The organism is Asaia sp. BMEF1, from assembly GCF_051628905.1.
Classification (GTDB): Bacteria; Pseudomonadota; Alphaproteobacteria; order Acetobacterales; family Acetobacteraceae; genus Asaia.
In genome coordinates, this window is record NZ_CP157575.1 from 926,940 (window position 1) to 946,875 (window position 19,936).

Below are 19,936 nucleotides of genomic sequence, written 5' to 3' on the forward strand. Positions count from 1 at the left end.
AGCGCACCCGCAAAAGCAGGATCGGGATCGTCCACGCGGGAAATGAGATAAGGCGCCCCCATGCCCCGGTCAACCGAGCCCCCTGCCTTCTCGGCACCTGAAGAGGCTGCAATGCATAATTTCTTTATGAAGAGTGCCATCAAAACACGGCATCTTTCCGCAAGCGGCCTTGCCGCGCGGTAAAGCCTGCGCCATGCTGGCATAAGTTCCACGAGTTTTTCGAGGTTGTTTCTCCATGCGGCTTATCCGCCCGGCTCTTTTCTGCGCTGCACTTCTCTCCGGCACGACGCTGGTGGCTCCGTCCTTTGCGGCCCCTGCTCCTGCTGCTCCGGCGAATGCGGCTCCGGCTGCCCCTGCTGACGCCAATCCGCTGATCGCTTCGGTCAATGGCCAGAAGATCTATCTGGACGACGTCAAGAAGGCGGCGGCAGGTCTGCCCCCGCAGGCACGTCAGCTGCCACCCAACACGCTGGTCAATATCCTGCTGAATCAGATCGTCAGCCAGAAGGCCATCCAGATCGACGCGATGAAGGAAGGCCTCGACAAAAAGCCCGACGTCAAGGCGCAGATGCAGGAAGCCGCCGATAACGCGCTGCAGAATGCGTATCTGCAGGAAAAGGTCGCCCCGCTGGTGACCGAAGACGCCATCAAGCAGGCGTATCAAACGAACTACGCTTCCAAGAAGGGTGAGCAGGAAATCCATGCCCGCCATATTTTGGTTGCTGACGAGGCCACGGCCAAGGACGTCATCAAGCAGCTGAACCACGGCGCGAAGTTCGAAGATCTCGCCAAGAAGCTCTCGACCGACAAGGGGTCGGGCGCAAGCGGTGGTGACCTCGGCTGGTTCAAGAAAGACGACATGCTGCCGGAGTTCTCGAAGGCCGCTTTCGCAATGAAGCCCGGCACGATCAGCCAGACCCCGGTCAAGACCCAGTATGGCTGGCATGTCATTCAGGTTCTCGCCTCACGCGAAGCGCCTGTGCCGCCGCTGGAGCAGGTGCATGACGAGATCCGCCAGCAGCTGATCCGCGACAATGTGCGCGACATCGTCAAGGCCGCTCAGGACAAGGTCAAGATCGTGCGTTACGACGCCCAGGGGAAGCCACTTCCCGACGCGCCCGCAGCCCCTGCTGCTGCCCCCAAGAAGTAAGCGTTAACGCTCACTTTTTACTCAGAAAACCGGTCTTTTCGCCTCATTGCGAGGCGAGGGGCTGGACCTGAGCCCCGAGCCGTGCATCCTCCTTCCGACGTTCTCAGTTCGGAGGCAGATCATGGCCAAAGCCCTTCCCCTCTCCCCCCTCGCCCAGCCTTTGCCGCGCCTCGAGCCGGTTGCAGGCGTGAGGCTTGGCGCTGTCGCCGCGCAGATCCGTTACAAGGATCGAACCGATCTCATGATGATGGAGTTCGAGCCCGGTACGACAGCAGCAGGCGTTTTTACCCGTAGCAAATGCCCCGGCGCCCCCATCGACTGGAGCCGCGCCGCTCTGGCCCAAGGCACCGCTCGCGCTCTGGTCGTCAATTCCGGCAATGCCAATGTCTTCACGGGCCGCGCCGGCGTTCTGGCCACGCAGATTTCTGCCGCCTCCGCCGCACGCGCCGTGCATTGTGCCGCCACGGAAGTGTTTCTCGCCTCGACTGGCGTGATCGGCGAACCGCTCGACGCCGAACGCATCAGCAACGCCATGCCGGATCTGTACGACACCCTCACCCCTGACGGGTGGGAAGACGCGGCGCGTGCCATCATGACCACAGACACCTTCCCCAAGGCCGCCACGCGCAAGGTCGAGATTGCGGGCAAGGAAGTGACGATCCAGGGCATCGCCAAAGGCAGTGGCATGATCGCGCCCGACATGGCCACCATGCTCGGCTTCGTCGTCACTGATGCCGCCATTTCACACGACGTGCTTCAGGCCATGCTGCATGTCGGCACGGACCACAGCTTCAACGCCATCACGGTCGATTCCGACACCTCGACCTCTGACATGGTCCTCGTTTTCGCGACGGGAAAAGCAGGCAATCCTCCGGTTACGTCGCTGGCCGACCCTTCCCTCGCCGCTTTCCGTGAAGCCCTCGATTCCCTGCTGCTCGAACTCGCCCTGATGGTCGTTCGTGACGGCGAGGGCGCGACAAAGCTCTTCACGGTACGCGTCAATGGCGCCGTCTCCGACGCCTCTGCCAAGAAGATCGCACTGGCCATAGGCAACTCCCCACTGGTGAAAACCGCCATAGCAGGCGAGGATGCCAATTGGGGCCGCGTCGTAATGGCGGTGGGCAAAAGCGGCGAACCCGCCAATCGCGACACACTCTCGGTCGCCATCGGTGGCACCTGGATCGCAAGGCAGGGCACCGTCGTTGAAGGTTATGACGAAGCGCCGGTCGTCGCCCATATGAAGGGGCAGGAAATCGAGATCCAGATCGACCTCGGCCTGGCCAATGGTCACGCCCAGATCTGGTCCTGCGACCTGACCCACGGCTATATCGACATCAACGGCTCTTATCGGAGCTGAACTTTCCGGCGACCGGCTTCAAAGGTCGGTCGCCCGAAGACGCCCGGGCCGGGATGAAATTGCCCTCCTGGCTCGGCTTTCTATTTATTGAGAACCGCTTGCATCTGAGTGTATTCAGATTTAGTACCGTCTCCGTCCATTTTTGATCGTCCGAGGGCTCTCTGCGACTGGACGGGCGGATCGATTGCACCCACATTATGGGTCGATAGCTCCGAGAGCTACTCCAAAACGCAATCAGATCAGCATTGTATACGCGCCCGAGCGACGCTGAGGAGGAACAGGCATGGCAAATGCATTTCGCGTGGTCATCATTGGTGGCGGCGTTGCCGGGATGGAAACGGCAATGACCCTCGGTCGTGGGCGACATCGCCTGATCGAAACCACGCTGATCGACAAGGGTGCCGTGCATTACTGGAAACCCATGCTGCATGAATTTGCCGCAGGCACCGGCCAGGAATCGCGCGACTGTACGACCTTCGTCGAAGCGAGCCGCCGCTTTGGCTTCCGCTTCGTCCAGAGTTCGCTGAGCAGCGTCGATCGCGAGAAGCATGAGATCCGCCTCGCGAATGACGAGATCGTTCCCTATGACATGTTGATCGTGTCGCTCGGCTCGCGCTCCAATGATTTCGGTATCGAAGGCGTGATGGCCAATTGCACCTTCATCGACTCCCTGCCCGATGCCAGCATCTTTCATGAAAAATTCCGTGCTGCGTTCCGGGAGGCGGCTGCGGCTAATCGCAAACTCGATGTCGGTATCGTGGGTGGCGGGGCCACAGGTACGCAGCTTGCCGCCGAGTTGTGTAGTGCCATCGACCTGGCCCCCGGCTATGGCAAGGAAGCCAGAAAGAACGTTCTGAGCCTCTCTCTGATCGAAACCGGTAAGCGCATCCTCCCCGCCTTCCCCGAACGTGTCTCCAATGATGCCCGCAAGCAGCTCGAAGCGCTCGGCGTCAGCGTTCTGACTGAAGCGATGGTGACTTCGGTGGACGGTGAAGGCTTCCATCTCAAGGATGGCCGCGTCGTTCCCGCCGAATTGCGCGTCTGGGCGGCTGGCGTGCGGGCAAGTGCCGCGACCGAGCTTTTCGACGGGCTCGACATCGCCCGTGGCGGGCAGATTGTGGTCAATCATCACATGCAATCGACCCGCGATACCTCGATTTTTGCCCTCGGCGATTGCGCGCGCATCAATGATGCCCCCCTGCCAGCCACGGCACAGGTTGCCAGACAACAGGGCATTTATCTCGGCCGCGCCATTCCGGTTATCGCCCAGGGACGCGAGCCCTCGACATTTGTTTACCGCGACCGTGGTGCCGTAGTCTCTCTGGGTGATTATAATGGTTGGGGCATGGTCGGCTCTTCGACGAGTTTCGGAGGCGGCCTTCTGCGTGGGCTTGCGCCGCGTTGGCTGCATGATCTGATTTTCCGCCAGCATCAGATCGGCGTCATGGGTCTTGCACGTGGAACGGCAGCTTTTCTGAAGGCGCATCTGATGCCGACCCGCCCACGTCTGGACCAGTAACCGTTCGATCAGCGATAGCCGAGCATCATGCCCCTGCAGCTTTCCCAAGCCCTCCCCCCAGCCGAATCGGCGCGCCTCGACACGATGGTCGCGACACTTCAGGAGAAAGGGTTCGCCTTTGAGCGCGGCAGGGAAATGCGCTCCTTTCTCGAAGCCTTCGGGTTTCAGGACTGGGAGTCGTTTGCCGAAAGCTGGAACCGTCTCGGGCTTGATCGCTACATGGCCGATGGCGGGCGCTATCGTAAAAGACGCTACGCCACCTATGCTCTTACGGGCGGGCGGATCGAGCGCAAACGTCACCAGCCGCATTATCAAAGTCGCGATTACAATCTTCTCAATGGCGGAATCGAACGCTGGTTCGGGCCCATGGAGGATGCGATCGCAACGCACCCCGTCATGCTGTCCATTCTCAACGCCGCGCATCTTCTGGCGCTGCGCATGACTCCTGCCTCGACCCAGCCCGATAGCTGGCATGCCGAGATCCATCAGTTTCGCATCGAGGCGCAGGCCGGCAATAACGGCCGCCCCACGCCCGAAGGTATGCATCGTGACGGGGTCGACTGGGTGTTCGTGCTGATGGTCAATCGTGAGAATGTGGCCTCGGGCGTGACCTCGATCCATAATGATCATCGTGAGGAAATTGGCTCTTTTACTCTTGAAGCGCCACTCGATACGGCCCTTGTCGACGATCATCGCGTCTATCATGGCGTGACACCGGTTGAGCCGATCGATCCGGCACGCCCTGCCTATCGTGACGTACTGGTCGTCACGCTGCGTCATGCCTAAAAGAGCATAAGCCGCTACCTTTCCGCGAGTCGCCAAAAGAGCGAGCCGATCCTGAGAATGAAAGAACTTCCGATGCGTTTTGGTCTTGCTGTGGCGAGTATCGCAGTCATGGGGCTCGCTGCACCTGCGAGCTTTGCCAGAACGCATCATGCTGCGACAAACGCGGCTCCGGCCAAGGACGATACAGGGCCTCGCCCGATCGTTCTGAGCGCGCAACCCGGCACCAATCTCGATCAGGTTGCCCGACAGCTCAACAGCGGCGACCTCGCCGATGCCGCCAAGCATAACGATAATCCGGTCGTGCTCGTCGCCTCCGCACCGCTTTCTTCCGATCGCAGCGACATGGCACTTTTCGTGCAACTGCAATCGGCACGCCTCTGCGGTTCTGCAGGCTGCTCCACTTCGGTTTATCTGCGCCACAAGGGCGGCTGGAAGCTGGTTCTAGACTCGGTCAGCGGGGCCATTTCGGTTTTACCGAGCCGCCATAACGGCATGCACGACCTGTTGATCGACAAGAACGATCGCTGGACCTGGAACGGCTCGAGCTATCAGGACGGCGCCCCTGCCCCGGTGGCCCCTTCCGCCCCAAAAAAGAAAGCACCGGACGCGCCACAGAAGAAGCTTCTGCGCGGCTGATCTGTCTCGATTTACAAGGGGCGCTGGAGCGGGTGAAGGGAATCGAACCCTCGTATGCAGCTTGGGAAGCTGCCGTTCTACCATTGAACTACACCCGCATGGCGCCTCTTCTATCGCAGCTCGTCTCGCGATGCAATCGCGCCACCTCGGTTGACGAAGCGCGCGAGCTTTGCGCATAGTTCGTCCGTCGCTCCTCGAAAGAGGGCGTCCCTCGCGATTTGAAAGGCCGGATTGCGGCGAGGCTAAACAACAGCGCTAAAGAGGCCCGGGATGTTCTGCATCCCAGGTTTTCCACGGCCAGAATCGCACCGCTCACACAGGTGCATTTTGGAGCGTCTCTTCCATGACAGATACATCCTACGGTCCCTCTACCAAGCTGCTGCATCAGGATGTCAGCCGCACCGAACACGGCGAGACCAGCGAGGCGATCTTTCTGACCTCGGGCTTTGTCTATGACAGCGCAGAGCAGGCCGCCGCCACCTTCACTGGCGATGTCGCGCATTATCAATATTCGCGCTTCGGCAACCCGACGACCGACGCCCTACAGAACAGGCTGGCCCAACTCGAAGGCGCTGAAGCCTGCATTGTAACGGCAAGCGGCATGGGCGCGGTTTCCTCGGCGCTGCTCGCCCATCTCAAGCAGGGCGATCGCGTCGTCGCGTCCCGCGCCCTGTTCGGCTCCTGCTACTGGATCGTGACCACCCTCCTGCCGAAATACGGCATCGAGACCGTTCTGGTCGATGGCGATGACTGGGCGGGCTGGGAAGCCGCCCTCTCCCAGCCGACTGGCGCTGTGTTGATCGAAAGCCCCTCCAACCCGATGCTCGATATTCTCGACATCGAGCGCATTGCCACTCTGGCGCACAAGGCCGACGCATTACTGATGGTCGATAACGTTTTTGCTTCGCCCGTCGGCCAGAAGCCGCTCGCGCTGGGCGCTGACGTGGTGCTTTATTCCTGCACGAAGCATATCGACGGTCAGGGCCGTGTGCTCGGCGGGGCTGTGCTCGGTCGCAAACAGTGGATTGAGGAAACGCTTCAGCCCTTCACCCGCAATACCGGCAATGCACTCTCACCTTTCAACGCCTGGGTATTGCTCAAGGGAATCGAAACCCTTCCCTTGCGCGTCAACGCCATGGCGGCAAATGCGAGCGCGGTAGCGCATTTCCTCGAAAACGCGCCCGGTATCGCCCGCGTCTCCTACCCGGGTCTGGCCTCTCACCCGCAACGCGCCATTGTCGAGAAACAGATGAGCAATGGCGGCTCGCTCGTGGCCTTCGAGGTAGAGGGCGGCAAGGAGGCAGCTTTCCGTTTCCTGAACGCGTTCAAGCTTATCGCCATCTCGAACAATCTCGGTGACGCGCGCTCTCTGGCCACCCATCCGGCCACGACGACACATTCGAAGGTCGATGCGGAAGAGCGCGCGCGGCTTGGAATTACAGACGGCGCCATACGTCTTTCGGTCGGACTCGAAGACAGCCAGGATCTGATTGCCGATCTCGAGCGGGGCCTCGCCGCGCTGAAAGCCTGATTGCTTTTCGCGTCTTCATGAGCCTACAAGGCGGGCATGTCGCATAAGCCCGCCCCTCCCCGCCTTGTAGCGGACCCGGAAACGAGTCTTGCCGAAGCCATGGACGCCGCCCCCCGTTACGAAGCGGTGACCAGAAACATCACGATTTCTGTGCGCACATTCTGGCTTGAGGATCAGTCTCAGCCTGAAGACCATCATTACGCCTGGGCCTATCATATTCGCATCGAGAACGGCGGAGATGAGACGGTCCAGCTTCTGAGCCGATCATGGGAAATTACCGACGGGCGCGGCAAGACCGACCATATTCATGGCGATGGCGTCGTAGGAGAGCAGCCAATTCTCGTGGCAAACGAGGCCTTTGAATACACCTCTGGCACCGCCCTGCCGACGGCTTGCGGCTTCATGCGTGGGTTTTTTCACATGATCATCCCCGCGACGTCGGAACGTTTTGAGGCTGTTGTCCCCGCTTTCAGCCTGGACAGTCCTCATCGTCTTGGTCTCTTGCACTGACGACGATACGCCCTCTTCCTTCGAGCTTTGCCCTGTAAAGAGCCTGATCGGCGCGCTCCAGTGCGTCGGCCCAAGCTTCATCCGCGCGGGTGCGGGCCACGCCAGCACTGCACCCGATCGATAGCGGGCCAACCTTGGTTTCGAATGGCACGTCGCTAAGCCCCGCCAGCAGGCTCGCGATGCGCGCCTGCGCTTCGGCGAACTCCCCCTGCACGACAATCAGAAACTCCTCGCCGCCATGACGTCCGATGATTTCCTCCTGCCGTTTCGCCTGTATGAGGCGCGCACCAATCCCGGCAAGAACCTCATCGCCTATCGCGTGGCCGAAACTGTCATTAATGGACTTAAAATGATCGACATCAAACAGCGCGAGGGTCGCTGAACGCATGACCCCGGTATCATCGGGACGTGACAGTTTTTCCAGCAGACGCGTGACGCTAGCCTCCGCTGTACGCCGATTCATGAGCTTGGTAAGGCCATCCTGTCGTGCCTGTTGCTCGAGCGCCGACTGGGCCACACGCATCTCCGTCGTGCGCTCATCGACGAGTTCCTCGAGACGGCGCTGACGCTTCATCAGATAACGGAATCGCAGCTTGTTGAGCGTATAGGGCAGCGCAATGACAGACAGCGTGTAAAGAAGGACAAACGGCCATGCACTCCACCAGGGCCGTAGCATGCGTATTTCAAGCACGATAGGCTCGGAAACAAGATTCCGATTGTCGTTCAGAGCCTGCACAATAAGTCTGGAATGTCCGGGCGGCACGAAGTTGTATCGAATTTCGCCTGTTGTCGTAGTGATCCAGTTCTGATCCACACCCTCCAGACGATAACGGAAATAGGTTGTGGAAGAGAGCGCTGTATTGAGCGAACCGAGCGTGACCATCAGAGGGTCGCGCGTATAGGGTACTGCCTTTTCAGGCAGCATTTTCTCGCCCAACATCACCTTCACAAAGACAGGCCGGAGGTTCTGCTTCAAAAACAGATGTTCAGGGTGCATCAAGTGGGAGACCCCACGGGACGTAGTAATCCAGATCGTGCCGTCCCTGTCTTCAGATAGTCCCTGCTGGTTGATATTGGCGGATATGAGACCATCGTCCTTGGTTACCCGGACCCATTGATGCCCATCGAAACCGGCTAGACCGTTTTCAGTCCCGACCCAGAGACGCTTCCCCGAGTCCCAAAGTAGGCTGAAAACAATCTGAGAACCAATTGAGGAGGCAGCGATTTGCTCTATTTTCGAGACGTGATTGCCATCCAAGGTAAGGTGCAGAAGCCCATCGTGGGCCCGTATTCCCCCAATCCACAAATCGTTTCGCGACGTGAAGGTCATAACCAACGGACTGAAATCAGCGGAATTTGGCCAATGCTCAACAACGGGGATCCATCGTCCGTCATCGGACTTTCGATACAGAATATTCGCGTCGACTGCCCAAGGAGTACCGTCTCGCCTTAATGTCACCGCAGTAGCGGGTGCGGTAAGAGGCCGTCCTCGCGCGTCTTCCTCGATATGCGGCGTCGTCGTACCTGAAGCGAGGGACAGTAATCCGTCATCCGAGGCAATCCATAAAGTGCCTGATTGGCGGGAAAACGCGAGCCCTGTCACGCGCTCGACGGGCAAACGTCGATCACATTTTAATGCCAGATCTCCATAACGACAGCGAAGTAACGTCGCATCGTCGACAGGAGCCCAAAATGCTCCCTGCCCATCGCTTTCCCCGAAGAAGAAATTCCCATCACCGAGTTTCTTGTCCAGCCCGTACCTCGAAAGCGCGTAGATTCCCTGACTAGTGAAAACGACATGACCATTTTTTAGCGGCAGCACAGACCACACAGATCGAATGTCCTGCGGCTCAAGGTTCTCCCAGTCACCCCAGCCTATCAGCTTGTCCAACTCGACAAGATCCTGCGCAGTCCAGAGCTGATTATCCATATCCACGAACGCAAACGTAATTTCCTGCTCGCGACTTAGCTCATGATTCAGGAAGCTCCAGTGATCACCATCGAAGGAACGCAGCCTGTTTCCATCAAACAGTACCGTCGCATCTGCAGAGCCCGTCGCAAAAATTGAGCGCTCCCCACGATCTGCAACGCTGAAAGCTCCGTCGTTTCTGGACTGAGATATGTTTCCTAGATTGTCGGTGGAAATCACGCGCCCTTCAAGGAGGACACAAAGATTGGGGGCGATGCCTCGGTTGGGACAAATCGAAAAAGCTTTAGGTCGCTCGACGGAGAAAACGACTTTTCCCGCCAGATCCCGGACAATCGAAGCATTTTTCGGGATGATGAAGACATGATCACGGGCCTGATAAACCGTTACATCATGCGTGCCTGGAACAATTTGGTCAGCGCAAGATAAAGAGGAAGTTAATAGCGCGCATTTACGGAGACCCGATCGATCTTCTAGAAATACGTTCCCATTATCTACAAATATTCCCGATATCTTCCCCGTGTGATCCAAAGAAAAAATATTGAAGTCCAGCGTCGCAGGAGAGCGGCGAGCAGATGTAGCCGAAGTCGCAAGACCTACGTTATTCCCATCGGAAATCAGCATCCTGCCATCAGGCATCAGCCTCGTCATCACAACAACGGCGCCAGCTGAAAAAGCGCCGTCAAGGGGCAGGCGGTAAAATCGCGCCCCTGAAAAGAAATACACGCCCCTCATCGTAGAGAGATAAATGTAACCTTGGCTATCCTGAGACAGATTGAATATATACGCGTTGTCTATGCCGTTCGGCAGGGTGAGATGCTCCATTCCAAGAGCGATATCGTTCGACCAAGCGGGCAAAGCAGTTCTGACAGCAGTGACAAACGAAGCCGCAGCAAGAACACTTACGGCACATAAGGTATGACAAAGGGAAGTCAACACGCGCGCCGGGCTGACACCCTTGTCATCACTATCAACGGCTTGAGATATCAGGGCCTAATCCTCGTCACACCGATGTTGCGAGCCAAGGAACACCTTACGTTACCTCATCTCCGTGGTCGTTAAAATCCTATCATATTAACCGATTTGCGCGATGCAGTTACCAGCAATACCGCAAGGATCAACATTGGAACCCTTAGCCGGACGAGGACCAGTCAGAGCTATGCGCTCCGGATGAATGTGATTTCTCTGAATTGAAGCGGTTGCCGCAGGGGCAGTCTGCGATACCGCAGCAACAGAACCGGCAAAGACGAAAACAGAAAGGGCACGTGAAACAACTGCGGAAAAGCTCATAGTATCATTCCTCTTACAAAAGCAAGCATTACTTCCTAAAGAAGAAATGAAACATTATTGCGCCTGTGTCGTGCCTAGTTATTGAATGACATCATGTAAGAGCTATGGCGATCACCGTGATCTTATATTACGTGAATATCATTATCAATTTCGATAATTTTTTTATTTACAATTTTCGTACCAAAACGTTTATATGACTTATATTTTTCTTCTAGATCTATTACCTTCTTGTTTATTTACTTTTATCTTTTAATGATAAATTAACTCATTACTCACGCAGCACCTAACAGTGTCCTCTCACAGTCAGGCACGAGTCTGCGCCGTATTGGCTACACCAAGCCGCCCGCGTTAAGGGTCACAACGAATTTGGTTTGAAATAACGTCCCGAGTGCTAGAATATCACATTCGTCCTGGGCCTTCTCGTGTTGTGCAAGCAAAGGGGCTTCACGCGAAACACGCCCCGGCTTTCTGATCTAAGGTCTTCCCACATGAGTTATGGTTCTCCTTCCGCTCCAGGCGACGCGAAAGTTCCGCTGGTAGGAAAAATGATGCTCGCCGCAATTCTGGCCGCGGTGGCCGGATTGATGTTCGGGCTCGATATCGGTGTGATTTCTGGCGCACTCGGCTTCATCACCAAGGAATTCAACGCGAGCGTTCCCGCCCAGGAATGGATCGTCTCTTCAATGATGGTAGGCGCTGCGATTGGTGCGCTCTGCGCCGGAAGACTGTCCTATTCGATTGGCCGCAAACGCGCGCTGGTTCTCAGCGCGGCGCTTTTCATGATCGGCGCCCTGTGCTGCGTCGGTGCCAATTCGGCTACGATGCTTATCGTCGCTCGTGCTATCCTCGGCCTTGCCATCGGCATTGCGAGCTTCGTGGCACCGCTCTACATTTCCGAAGTCGCAGACGAACAGCATCGCGGAAGCCTGATCTCGGTCTATCAGCTCATGATCACGATCGGCATTCTCCTTGCTTTCGTATCGGACGCGATTTTTGCCTATCGTGGTGCCTGGCGCTGGATGCTCGGCATCGTCGCAATTCCTGGCGCCTTCTTTCTGGTCGGGTCGCTCTTTCTGCCCGACAGCCCGCGCTGGCTGATGCTGCGCGGACGTCATGCCGAGGCGCTGGAGACGCTGGCAGCCCTGCGTCCGTCGCGCGAAGAAGCCGTGCGCGAAATCGGAGACATTCAGGAGGGCCTGAAGCAGAAGCAGCGTGGCTTCTCGATGTTCCTCGAAAATCCGAATTTCCGCCGCTCGGTCATGCTTGGTATCGGTCTGCAGATCGTTCAGCAGCTCACCGGCATCAATGTCGTCATGTATTATGCTCCACGCATTTTCGAAGTGGCTGGATTCGGTCAGGACGGCCAGATGTGGGGTACGGCCATCGTCGGCCTCGTGAACATGCTCGCCACCTTCATCGCCATCGGCTTCGTCGATCGTTGGGGGCGTCGCCCGATGCTGATCGCAGGCTTCATCATCATGGCCATCGGCATGGGCGCTCTCGCGGTTCTGCTCTCGCTGGGCCAGGATTCGAGCACGCTGATGCATTATCTTTCGGTCGCGGTGCTTCTGCTCTTCATCACCGGTTTCGCCTTCTCGGCCGGTCCGCTGATCTGGGTGCTCTGCGCTGAGGTTCAGCCGCTTCAGGGTCGCGATTTCGGCATTGCCTGCTCGACCTTCACCAACTGGATTGCCAATATGGCGGTCGGGTCGACCTTCCTGACACTGCTTGGCGCCCTCGGTCCCTCGCACACGTTCTGGCTCTATGCCGCGCTGAACGCCGTGTTCATTCTTGTGACGCTGGCCTTCGTGCCCGAGACGCGCGGCGTTACGCTCGAATCGCTTGAGCACAAACTCAACAAGGGCGTCAGGCTGCGCGATATCGGCCGCTGATCGCCAACTGAGACGACCTGTTTCAAAGTTGAGGCCCCGCAGTTTCTGCGGGGCTTTTTCTTGGCTTGACGTGCAGGTGACAAATCCGCATTCCCTGAACACCATGCGTATTGCTGCCATCCTCCTCGCCGCCGGTTCCGGTCGCCGCTTCGCTGATGCCAGCGCCGCTGCCACTGCCGGCCTCGCCGCCATGCCGAAGCAGTATATGCTGCTCGGAGGCAAGACCGTCATCCGTCACGCCGCCGAGGCGCTGCGCGACCACGTGACCTTGATCCAGCCGGTCGGAGACGACCCCCTGCTGTTGCAGGCGCTCGACGGGCTCGAGACCCTTCCGCCCGTTTCTGGTGGTCGAGAGCGTCAAGACAGCGTTCGTGCCGGTCTGGAAGCCCTGGCGCGCCTCCCTGAGCCTCCCGATCTCGTGCTGGTCCATGATGGTGCTCGGCCTTATGTCCCTGCAGAAGTGGTGCGTAACGTGCTGGAGGCCCTTGAGCGCCAGCCAGGCGCAATACCGGCGGTGGCTGTCGCCGACACGCTCAAGCGCGGCCGTGATGGTCTGGTGGACACGACCGTGTGCCGAGAGTCGCTCTGGCGTGCCCAGACGCCGCAAGGCTTCCATTTCCGACTTCTGCTGGATCTGCATCGCACCCATCAGGGGCCGGTGACGGATGATGCCGCCCTTCTCGAAGCTGCGGGCCATCCCGTCGCTCTCGTTCAGGGTGCCGAAGACAATATCAAACTGACCCTACCGGAGGATCTCGTGCGTCTGGAACGACTGCTCGGCTCGACCCCACTCCCGCGTACCGGGCTGGGCTATGACGTTCACGCCTTCGAGGCCGGTCGCCCGCTGATCCTTTGCGGCATCACTATTCCCCATGACCGCGGTCTCGCAGGGCATTCGGATGCCGATGTCGGCATCCATACACTGTGCGACGCAATCTACGGTGCTTTGGCCGAAGGCGATATCGGGCGCCACTTTCCGCCGACCGATAATGAATGGAAGGACATGGATTCGGCCCGTTTCCTAGTCCACGCCGGTGAACGTATCCGCCAGCGCGGCGGGATGCTAATCAACGCCGATGTGACGCTCATTTGCGAGCGCCCCAAGATCGGGCCTCATGCGCAAGCCATGCGCGAACGCCTCGCCTCCCTGCTTCAGGTCGATGTGGACCGCATATCGGTCAAGGCCACCACATCTGAGCGTCTGGGCTTCACCGGGCGTGAAGAGGGTATTGCCGCAACGGCGGTCGCGACCGTTCTGCTGCCCTGAAACGAGCCCTTTGCAGAAACGTCCGAATACAGCAAAGCCCGGCGAAAGCCGGGCTTTTTCATTTATTGCCGTTATACGGTGGCAAGTACTCAGGCACCCGCCCCAAATTCCTCAGGCTATTGCCGAGTGACGAATTTACCAGTCTCAGCCTCTGATCGCACAGATCACGACGATCACCGGCGTTGCAGCCAGCAGGAGCCACACATTCTGAACGCAGCGGGCCACGAAATGAGCCGAACGCACCTTGAAAGGGATACGGCGGATGAGAGATTCTGCCGAGATATTGTCTTCGATTACGGAATGAATACGAGACGACATTGGCTACCCTTACACGATTTCTTCTGATTACCGGACCAGACTTAAGACCAGCAAAGACGCCGGTCCAGTAACCAATAGTCACCTAATGTGATGACTGGATCGATTGGTGATCTAGGCCGCAATCATGGCGAAATCATGCCTTGTTTGACGCTTTTTCATGCGCAAGGGTAACAAAATCCAGCGCAGTGCTTATGTCGCTGGCGTTGCGTTCCATTTCCTGGATCAGCGCATCATCCTCGCCCCATTGCGCCATCTGGTGGCGCTCCTCGACACTCGCCATGGCACAGGCAGAGCTGATGTCGATCCAGCCCTCGGCCAAACCGATTGCCAGAATCAGACTACCGGTTGCCGGGGCGCAGACCGCCGCACAGGTCAGGGCGGCGTCATCGAGCCTGCCGAGCGCAGCAGCATAAGCATCCTGCACCTCGATTCCGGCATGATGCGGCAGAAGGCTCCTCGTAACAGGAGGCCGGACTCCGTGAGAGGCCTCGAACAGGTCGAGCGCCGGATCGAAGAGCGCGTCCTGCTCACGTCCGAGCGCGCCGTTTGCGCGATAGCAGAGAAGATCGCTCTCGCCATAGGCCATCAACCCGCCGATAATCTGCTCCCTGTCAGGAGCGACACGCTCGATCAGCGTACCCGCCATCTGGGTCAGAGGGAGGTCGCTGGTCTTGAAAGCCGCGCCGGGCGTGATGGCGCGCCACTCTTCCGCGATCCGTTCGGCCAGCGCCCTGGACGCTAGGATCAGCGGGTTTCCGCCTGGCAGGCGGAAGGAACGCCCGTCGAGACGCACTTCGTAGCCGGGAGGCACCGTACCCGGCACGACATGAACCTCTTTCCAGAAACGTTTGATCGTCTGGCTCAATGCAGTAATCCCAGCCCATGAAGAAGCTCGGCAGCCTTGTTATGCTTCTTGCGCTCGGGCGCAGCCTCACCCGGCAGATTTTCGCGCGCAGCTTCGAGAACAGCCGGACAGGTATCAGGCTCGCTGCCGCCGATTGTTACCTCAAAGCGGCCGCCGGAACTTGCTTCCTGCTGGGCCTTGGGTGCCTCGAGCGTTCCCGTTACCAGAACAGGGGTCGAGGCTCCCGTTCCGGCGATTCCGATACGCGGCAGGAGATGCAGATCGAGGGTCCGATCTACCAACCCATAATTGCCATGACCCGAGAGACTGAGAGCACCGGCTTCCATACCGAGGGTGTCGAATTGTGCATGGCCATCGGTGAAGCTGGCATGGAGACCCAGGCAGCGCACCGAAAGATCGCCATGCGGCAGCAATGCCCGTGCGGAATCCCCAAGATAAGGACCCAGAGGCCCGGTCGCGATGGAACCACCGACCATCGAGAGGCCCAGATGGCCGTTCAACGAAGCAATCAGCGCCTCTCGGGTATCACCACGTGCTTCGAGCTGCCCCACGAGCATCAAAGGCCCACGAAAGAAGCCCGGCATGGCGAGCAGATTCTGAGCGAGTGTTGCCGGAAACAGAAACGACGTCAGAGACAGCGTCAGCGAAGCAGGCTTGACGCTCACGTCGTAGACGGCCTTCCCGGAGAGGGTCATGCCATTCCCGCTTCCCTTGACCGAGTCGAGCGTCAGCCGCCCGGTTTCCAGACGCGCCTGAGCCGAAATCCCGGTATAATCGGCGGCGTTGAAACGCACCGTATCAGCGGCAATATCCAGATTGGCGCGCCCTTGCGAGGCGAGCCTCGACCATGAAAATCCTCCATTCACGGGTACCGCTGGGTGCGCAACCTGCCCTGCCGGGACATCTGCCGGAGAGGCGTTCCCATCTGAGGGTGTGGCCTGATGCGGAGCGGTCAGGGATGCCACGGGGTTGGGCAGGGCGGGCACAGCAGGGGCGGTCGCCTGCTCAGCTTTCGGCTTGGTCCAGAGCGCGGCCAGCGCATCGAGATCGAGATGCTGGAAATGAAGCTTGCCCTCGATTTCGGGCTGAGCCGCATTCTGCGCGGTTGCATCGAGTACGGCTGCGGCTTCATGGCTGTTAAGGGTCAATGCCTTGAAGGAAATCTTGCCCGAGCCGTCACGTTCGAACCCGCCTTTGAGTGTGACCTCATGCAGGGCCGACTGACGCACCGGCAAGGTATCGGCGCCCCCATCGAGCGACAGTGCCGTCTCGCTTGCCCCGATCAGGCCCGAGATATGGCCGTGTAGCCCCTCTGTCTTGCCCAGACGAGCAGCCTCGCGCAGATCGACCGAGACCGCGAGAGGCGTCTCGAGCGCCGTCTGCCAGGAGGTTCCCGCCTGGGCCAGCGTGCCGAATGCTCCCTGAACAGCCAGCGCCGGCATCGGTCCTCGCAGCGTGGCAGTCACGGTCAGAGCGGAAGAAAGCGTCTCTGCATCCGCGTGAAGAGCCGAAACCGACACACCATGCCATGAAGGCGCAGAGTCGAGATGAAGGTGAAGATGGTTTACGCCCAGTCGCGAGAGGTCGAGCTTGGGGGTCTTGCCCTGTGGGTCCGCATCGAAAACCCCGATCTCGCCACCGAATCCCGTAACAGAGGGCATATTGGCATTGGGGAACAGCGTTTCGATATCTTTGAGCGAGGCCATTTCGCCGCGCAGCACGCCGGAAAAACCGCGCATGTGGCGCATGTCGCTGACCTGACCGTCGAAATTCAGCCAGTCCTGCTGCTTGCCTTCTTTGCCCAGCGTGGCCCCCAGGCTGAGCGCCCAGGGGGGATTGGCGCCCTGAAACAGCGAGAGCGGACCGATATGGCCATTCACCCGAAAGGGTGTCTCGCCACGCATGCCGTGGATATCGAGATAAGGAGCACTCGAAGCGAGACCGTCGAATTCCGCATGATCGATCGATACGGAACCGCCATGATGGGCAAAACGGTCATCGAGCGAAAACGCCATACGATCAAGCTTCGCCGACCCGATCTTGAGACTCCAGCGCGCCGCCGGGTGCGAAGGCTCCGCCTGACCTGTTCCCTTCTCTGTCGGCTGAGCATGAAAATCCCAGTTCGCCTGACCGGCCTCATCACGATGCAACATGACGGCACCGCGTTGCAGGGTCACATTCTCCAGACGGATTTCCCGCCAGAGGAGCGGTATCAGCGCGATGGAGGCGCGAATATCACGCGCCTGCAGCATCGGCACGTTGGGCTCTCCGCCGATATCGGAGAAGGCGACCTCATGCGCGCTTACGCTCGGCCAGGGCAGAATGCCGACCGAAAACCGCGCCATGGCCAGATCGCGCCCTGTCTGGCGTTTGACCGCAGCAATGACGTCGGATTTCAGATCCGAGCGATCAATCAGGAAATCGGCCGAAACCGCCAGACCTGTCGCCAGCACAAGAAGGACGATCAGTACCGCAGCCAGACGTCTCATTTCCGGGCTCCCTTGAAGCCAACGCGCTCGGGCTTGGGCGTATCACCCGGGGTGAAACCGAGATCCTTGAATGTCGTACGCATATGCGGCGGCAGGGGCGCCGCCACGCGCAGACGCCCGCCCGCCGGATGCGGAAATTCGAGAGAACGGGCGTGAAGATGCAGCCTGTCCGTAAACCCCTCCATATGCGCGGCCTTGCCGCCATATTTCGGGTCGCCGAGGATGGGCGTGCCGAGCGTTTCGCAATGCACGCGCAGCTGATGCGTACGCCCGGTCAAGGGCTTGAGCGCCAGCCACGACAATCTCTTGCCTGCCGCATCGACCACTTCATAATCGGTCTTGGCCACCATGGCGTCTTCATCTTCGCGCGTTGCAGCAATCATCAGCGAGCCATTACCGGCGCCGAGCTTGGCCAGAGGCTGGTCGATGACGCCTGAGCCAGGCATGGGGCGTCCGACGACGATCGCCCAATAGGTCTTGTCGACATCGCGGCCGCGAAAGGCCGCTGCGAGCTTGGCGGCGACTCCGGGTGTGCGCGCCAGAAGCAGCAGGCCGGACGTGTCGCGGTCGATGCGATGCACCAGCCGGGGCCGATCATGCAGATCGCCACGCAGCCCGTCGAGCATCATGTCGATATGCTTGGTAATGCCGGGGCCGCCTTGGGTAGCCAGACCCGAAGGCTTGTCGAGCACGATCACATGATCGTCGCGATAGATCACCATGCGCTCGATCTCGCGTGCCAGTTGCGGGTCGAGAGGCGCCGGACGGTCCGACTGGGGCGCAGTCGGCGCGGGCAGCGGCGGAATACGCAGGCTCTGTCCGGGGGCGAGACGGCTGGCGCCGGTCACGCGCTTGCCATCGAGGCGCACCTGCCCTGTGCGACACAGCTTTTGCAGCGCACCTTGGGTAAGATCGGGGAAATGGCGGCGAAACCAGCGATCGAGGCGCATATCGGCCTCATCTTCACTGACAATACGGGTCGTGACACTCATGGGCGACGGCTTGCCCGTATTGCGGCCTGCCTGTCCAGATTTTTTCTGATCTCCCGCTCCTGCCCACGGTCGGTCGGCTGGTAGAGCGCCACGCGTTCCATCTCGTCCGGGAAGTAGTTCTGACCCGAAAACCCATCTTCCGTATCGTGATCATATTCGTAGCCCTTGCCATAGCCGATGCTCTTCATCAGCTTGGTGGACGCGTTGCGGATATGATGCGGCGGCCCGAGGCTCCCCGTCTCCCGGGCCAGTTTTCGTGCCTGATTATAGGCGCGATAGACGGCGTTCGATTTCGGCGCCGTGGCGAGATGCACCACGAGCTGGGCCAGAGCCAGTTCTCCTTCGGGGCTGCCGAGACGTTCATAGGTTTTCCAGGCGGCCACGGCGAGGGGGAGTGCCGCTGGATCGGCCATGCCGACATCCTCGGCAGCAAACCGGGTGAGGCGCCTGGCGATATAGCGGGGGTCTTCTCCCCCCTCGAGCATACGGGCAAACCAGTAGAGACCGGCATCGGGATCTGAACCGCGCAGCGATTTATGCAGCGCCGAGATCAGATTGTAATGCTCTTCGCGATCCTTGTCGTAAAGCACCGCCCTGCGGGCGACCACGGTAGCCAGTCCAGCCGTATCGAGGCTCTCACCTTCAGGCAGGGCCTGTATCTGTTCGACCAGATTGAGCAGATAGCGCCCGTCGCCATCGGCCATGGCCCTGAGCGACGCGCGCCCGTCTTCGGTCAACGGCAAGCCGCGTTCCGCTTCCTGCTCGGCACGCTGAAGCAGCTTTTCGAGCCCGTTATCGTCCAGTCGGTTCAGCACCAGAACCTGACAGCGCGAGAGCAGGGCACCGTTGAGCGCGAAAGAGGGATTCTCGGTTGTCGCGCCGATCAGGATAACCGTTCCGCGCTCGACATAGGGCAGGAATCCGTCCTGCTGGGCGCGGTTGAACCGATGGATCTCATCGACGAAAAGTAATGTCCCGCGCCCCGTTTCCTGCTGGAAGCGCGAGGCCGTCTCGAAAGCCTTTTTCAGATCAGCGACACCGGAGAAAACGGCTGAAATCTGCTCGAAACGCAGCTTCGCCTCGCGGGCCAGGAGGCGGGCTATAGTGGTCTTGCCGCAACCCGGGCCACCCCAGAGGATAAGGCTGGGCAGCGTGTTGCGTCTGAGCATCTGGCTGAGCATGCCTGAAGGCCCGAGCAAATGATCCTGCCCTACCACCTCATCGAGGTGTCTGGGGCGCAGGCGATCGGCCAGAGGTTGCGTCTGACGCGTTATTTCTGGCGCTGATGGCGTCACAACGGGCCGGGGAGACGCAGCATAGGCCTGCCCCTTGCCCACACGAGGGGGCGGGGCGCCGAACAGATCCGCATTGCTGTCATCGCGCATGGCGCCTCTCCCTTTTATCGTC

General features: G+C 59.4%; 15 protein-coding genes, 1 tRNA gene and 1 riboswitch. Of the genes, 9 read left to right on the forward strand and 7 right to left on the reverse strand.

The window, feature by feature from the left end; translation table 11 throughout:
* The first annotated feature begins 235 nt into the window (after positions 1-235).
* From ABHV46_RS04075 to ABHV46_RS04095, 5 genes are all read left to right on the forward strand, one after another.
* Positions 236-1,150 carry a peptidylprolyl isomerase gene (locus tag ABHV46_RS04075; protein WP_438382890.1) on the forward strand — a complete coding sequence of 305 codons (915 nt, stop codon included), beginning with the start codon at positions 236-238 and terminating at the stop codon, positions 1,148-1,150.
* 121 nt (positions 1,151-1,271) lie between these two features.
* Positions 1,272-2,507, forward strand: a complete 1,236-nt coding sequence (gene argJ, locus ABHV46_RS04080) for a bifunctional glutamate N-acetyltransferase/amino-acid acetyltransferase ArgJ (RefSeq protein WP_438382894.1) — start codon at positions 1,272-1,274, stop codon at positions 2,505-2,507.
* A gap of 283 nt (positions 2,508-2,790) precedes the next feature.
* Positions 2,791-4,026, forward strand: a complete 1,236-nt coding sequence (locus ABHV46_RS04085; RefSeq protein WP_336944920.1) for an NAD(P)/FAD-dependent oxidoreductase — start codon at positions 2,791-2,793, stop codon at positions 4,024-4,026.
* Positions 4,027-4,053: 27 nt separating this feature from the next.
* Positions 4,054-4,812 carry a 2OG-Fe dioxygenase family protein gene (locus ABHV46_RS04090; protein ID WP_438382898.1) on the forward strand — a complete coding sequence of 253 codons (759 nt, stop codon included), beginning with the start codon at positions 4,054-4,056 and terminating at the stop codon, positions 4,810-4,812.
* Between the two features lie 72 nt (positions 4,813-4,884).
* A complete protein-coding gene (locus tag ABHV46_RS04095) occupies positions 4,885-5,448 on the forward strand; it encodes a hypothetical protein (RefSeq protein ID WP_438382900.1) in 564 nt (187 codons plus the stop codon).
* Positions 5,449-5,472: 24 nt separating this feature from the next.
* Here ABHV46_RS04095 and ABHV46_RS04100 read toward each other — a convergent pair.
* A tRNA-Gly gene (locus tag ABHV46_RS04100) sits at positions 5,473-5,546 on the reverse strand.
* 102 nt (positions 5,547-5,648) lie between these two features.
* A riboswitch (SAM riboswitch) is annotated at positions 5,649-5,728 on the forward strand.
* 63 nt (positions 5,729-5,791) lie between these two features.
* Here ABHV46_RS04100 and metZ point away from each other — a divergent pair.
* Positions 5,792-6,979 (forward strand): O-succinylhomoserine sulfhydrylase, encoded by a 1,188-nt coding sequence (gene metZ / locus ABHV46_RS04105; protein ID WP_438382902.1) that lies wholly within the window; start codon positions 5,792-5,794, stop codon positions 6,977-6,979.
* A gap of 36 nt (positions 6,980-7,015) precedes the next feature.
* Complete coding sequence (apaG, locus tag ABHV46_RS04110; RefSeq protein ID WP_438382904.1) at positions 7,016-7,489, forward strand: Co2+/Mg2+ efflux protein ApaG; 474 nt, start codon at positions 7,016-7,018, stop codon at positions 7,487-7,489.
* Here apaG and ABHV46_RS04115 read toward each other — a convergent pair.
* Positions 7,449-10,241 (reverse strand): diguanylate cyclase, encoded by a 2,793-nt coding sequence (locus ABHV46_RS04115; RefSeq protein ID WP_438382907.1) that lies wholly within the window; start codon positions 10,239-10,241, stop codon positions 7,449-7,451. The genes apaG and ABHV46_RS04115 overlap by 41 nt on opposite strands.
* A gap of 953 nt (positions 10,242-11,194) precedes the next feature.
* On the opposite strand from ABHV46_RS04115, the gene ABHV46_RS04120 reads away from it, so the two are divergent.
* Together ABHV46_RS04120 and ABHV46_RS04125 are read left to right on the forward strand one after the other, a co-directional pair.
* Positions 11,195-12,598, forward strand: a complete 1,404-nt coding sequence (locus ABHV46_RS04120) for a sugar porter family MFS transporter (RefSeq protein ID WP_438382910.1) — start codon at positions 11,195-11,197, stop codon at positions 12,596-12,598.
* A 103-nt stretch (positions 12,599-12,701) separates the two neighbouring features.
* Positions 12,702-13,865: a bifunctional 2-C-methyl-D-erythritol 4-phosphate cytidylyltransferase/2-C-methyl-D-erythritol 2,4-cyclodiphosphate synthase gene (locus ABHV46_RS04125; protein ID WP_438384242.1), complete on the forward strand. Its 1,164-nt coding sequence runs from the start codon at positions 12,702-12,704 to the stop codon at positions 13,863-13,865.
* A 144-nt stretch (positions 13,866-14,009) separates the two neighbouring features.
* On the opposite strand, the gene ABHV46_RS04130 is transcribed toward ABHV46_RS04125, so the two are convergent.
* From ABHV46_RS04130 to ABHV46_RS04150, 5 genes are all read right to left on the reverse strand, one after another.
* The gene (locus ABHV46_RS04130) at positions 14,010-14,183 is read right to left on the reverse strand and encodes a hypothetical protein (protein WP_159101788.1); all 174 of its coding nucleotides are present in this window, start codon (positions 14,181-14,183) and stop codon (positions 14,010-14,012) included.
* A gap of 133 nt (positions 14,184-14,316) precedes the next feature.
* The gene (locus ABHV46_RS04135; RefSeq protein ID WP_438382913.1) at positions 14,317-15,048 is read right to left on the reverse strand and encodes an ATP12 family protein; all 732 of its coding nucleotides are present in this window, start codon (positions 15,046-15,048) and stop codon (positions 14,317-14,319) included.
* On the reverse strand, positions 15,045-17,537 hold the full coding sequence (locus ABHV46_RS04140) for an AsmA family protein (RefSeq protein WP_438382914.1): 2,493 nt from the start codon (positions 17,535-17,537) through the stop codon (positions 15,045-15,047). Before ABHV46_RS04140 ends, ABHV46_RS04135 begins: the two co-directional genes overlap by 4 nt.
* Positions 17,534-18,529, reverse strand: coding sequence for an RluA family pseudouridine synthase (locus ABHV46_RS04145; RefSeq protein WP_438382916.1), 996 nt, complete (start codon positions 18,527-18,529; stop codon positions 17,534-17,536). The genes ABHV46_RS04140 and ABHV46_RS04145 overlap by 4 nt, the downstream gene beginning before the upstream one ends.
* Positions 18,526-19,914: a replication-associated recombination protein A gene (locus tag ABHV46_RS04150; RefSeq protein ID WP_438382919.1), complete on the reverse strand. Its 1,389-nt coding sequence runs from the start codon at positions 19,912-19,914 to the stop codon at positions 18,526-18,528. The genes ABHV46_RS04145 and ABHV46_RS04150 overlap by 4 nt, the downstream gene beginning before the upstream one ends.
* Positions 19,915-19,936: the final 22 nt, after the last annotated feature.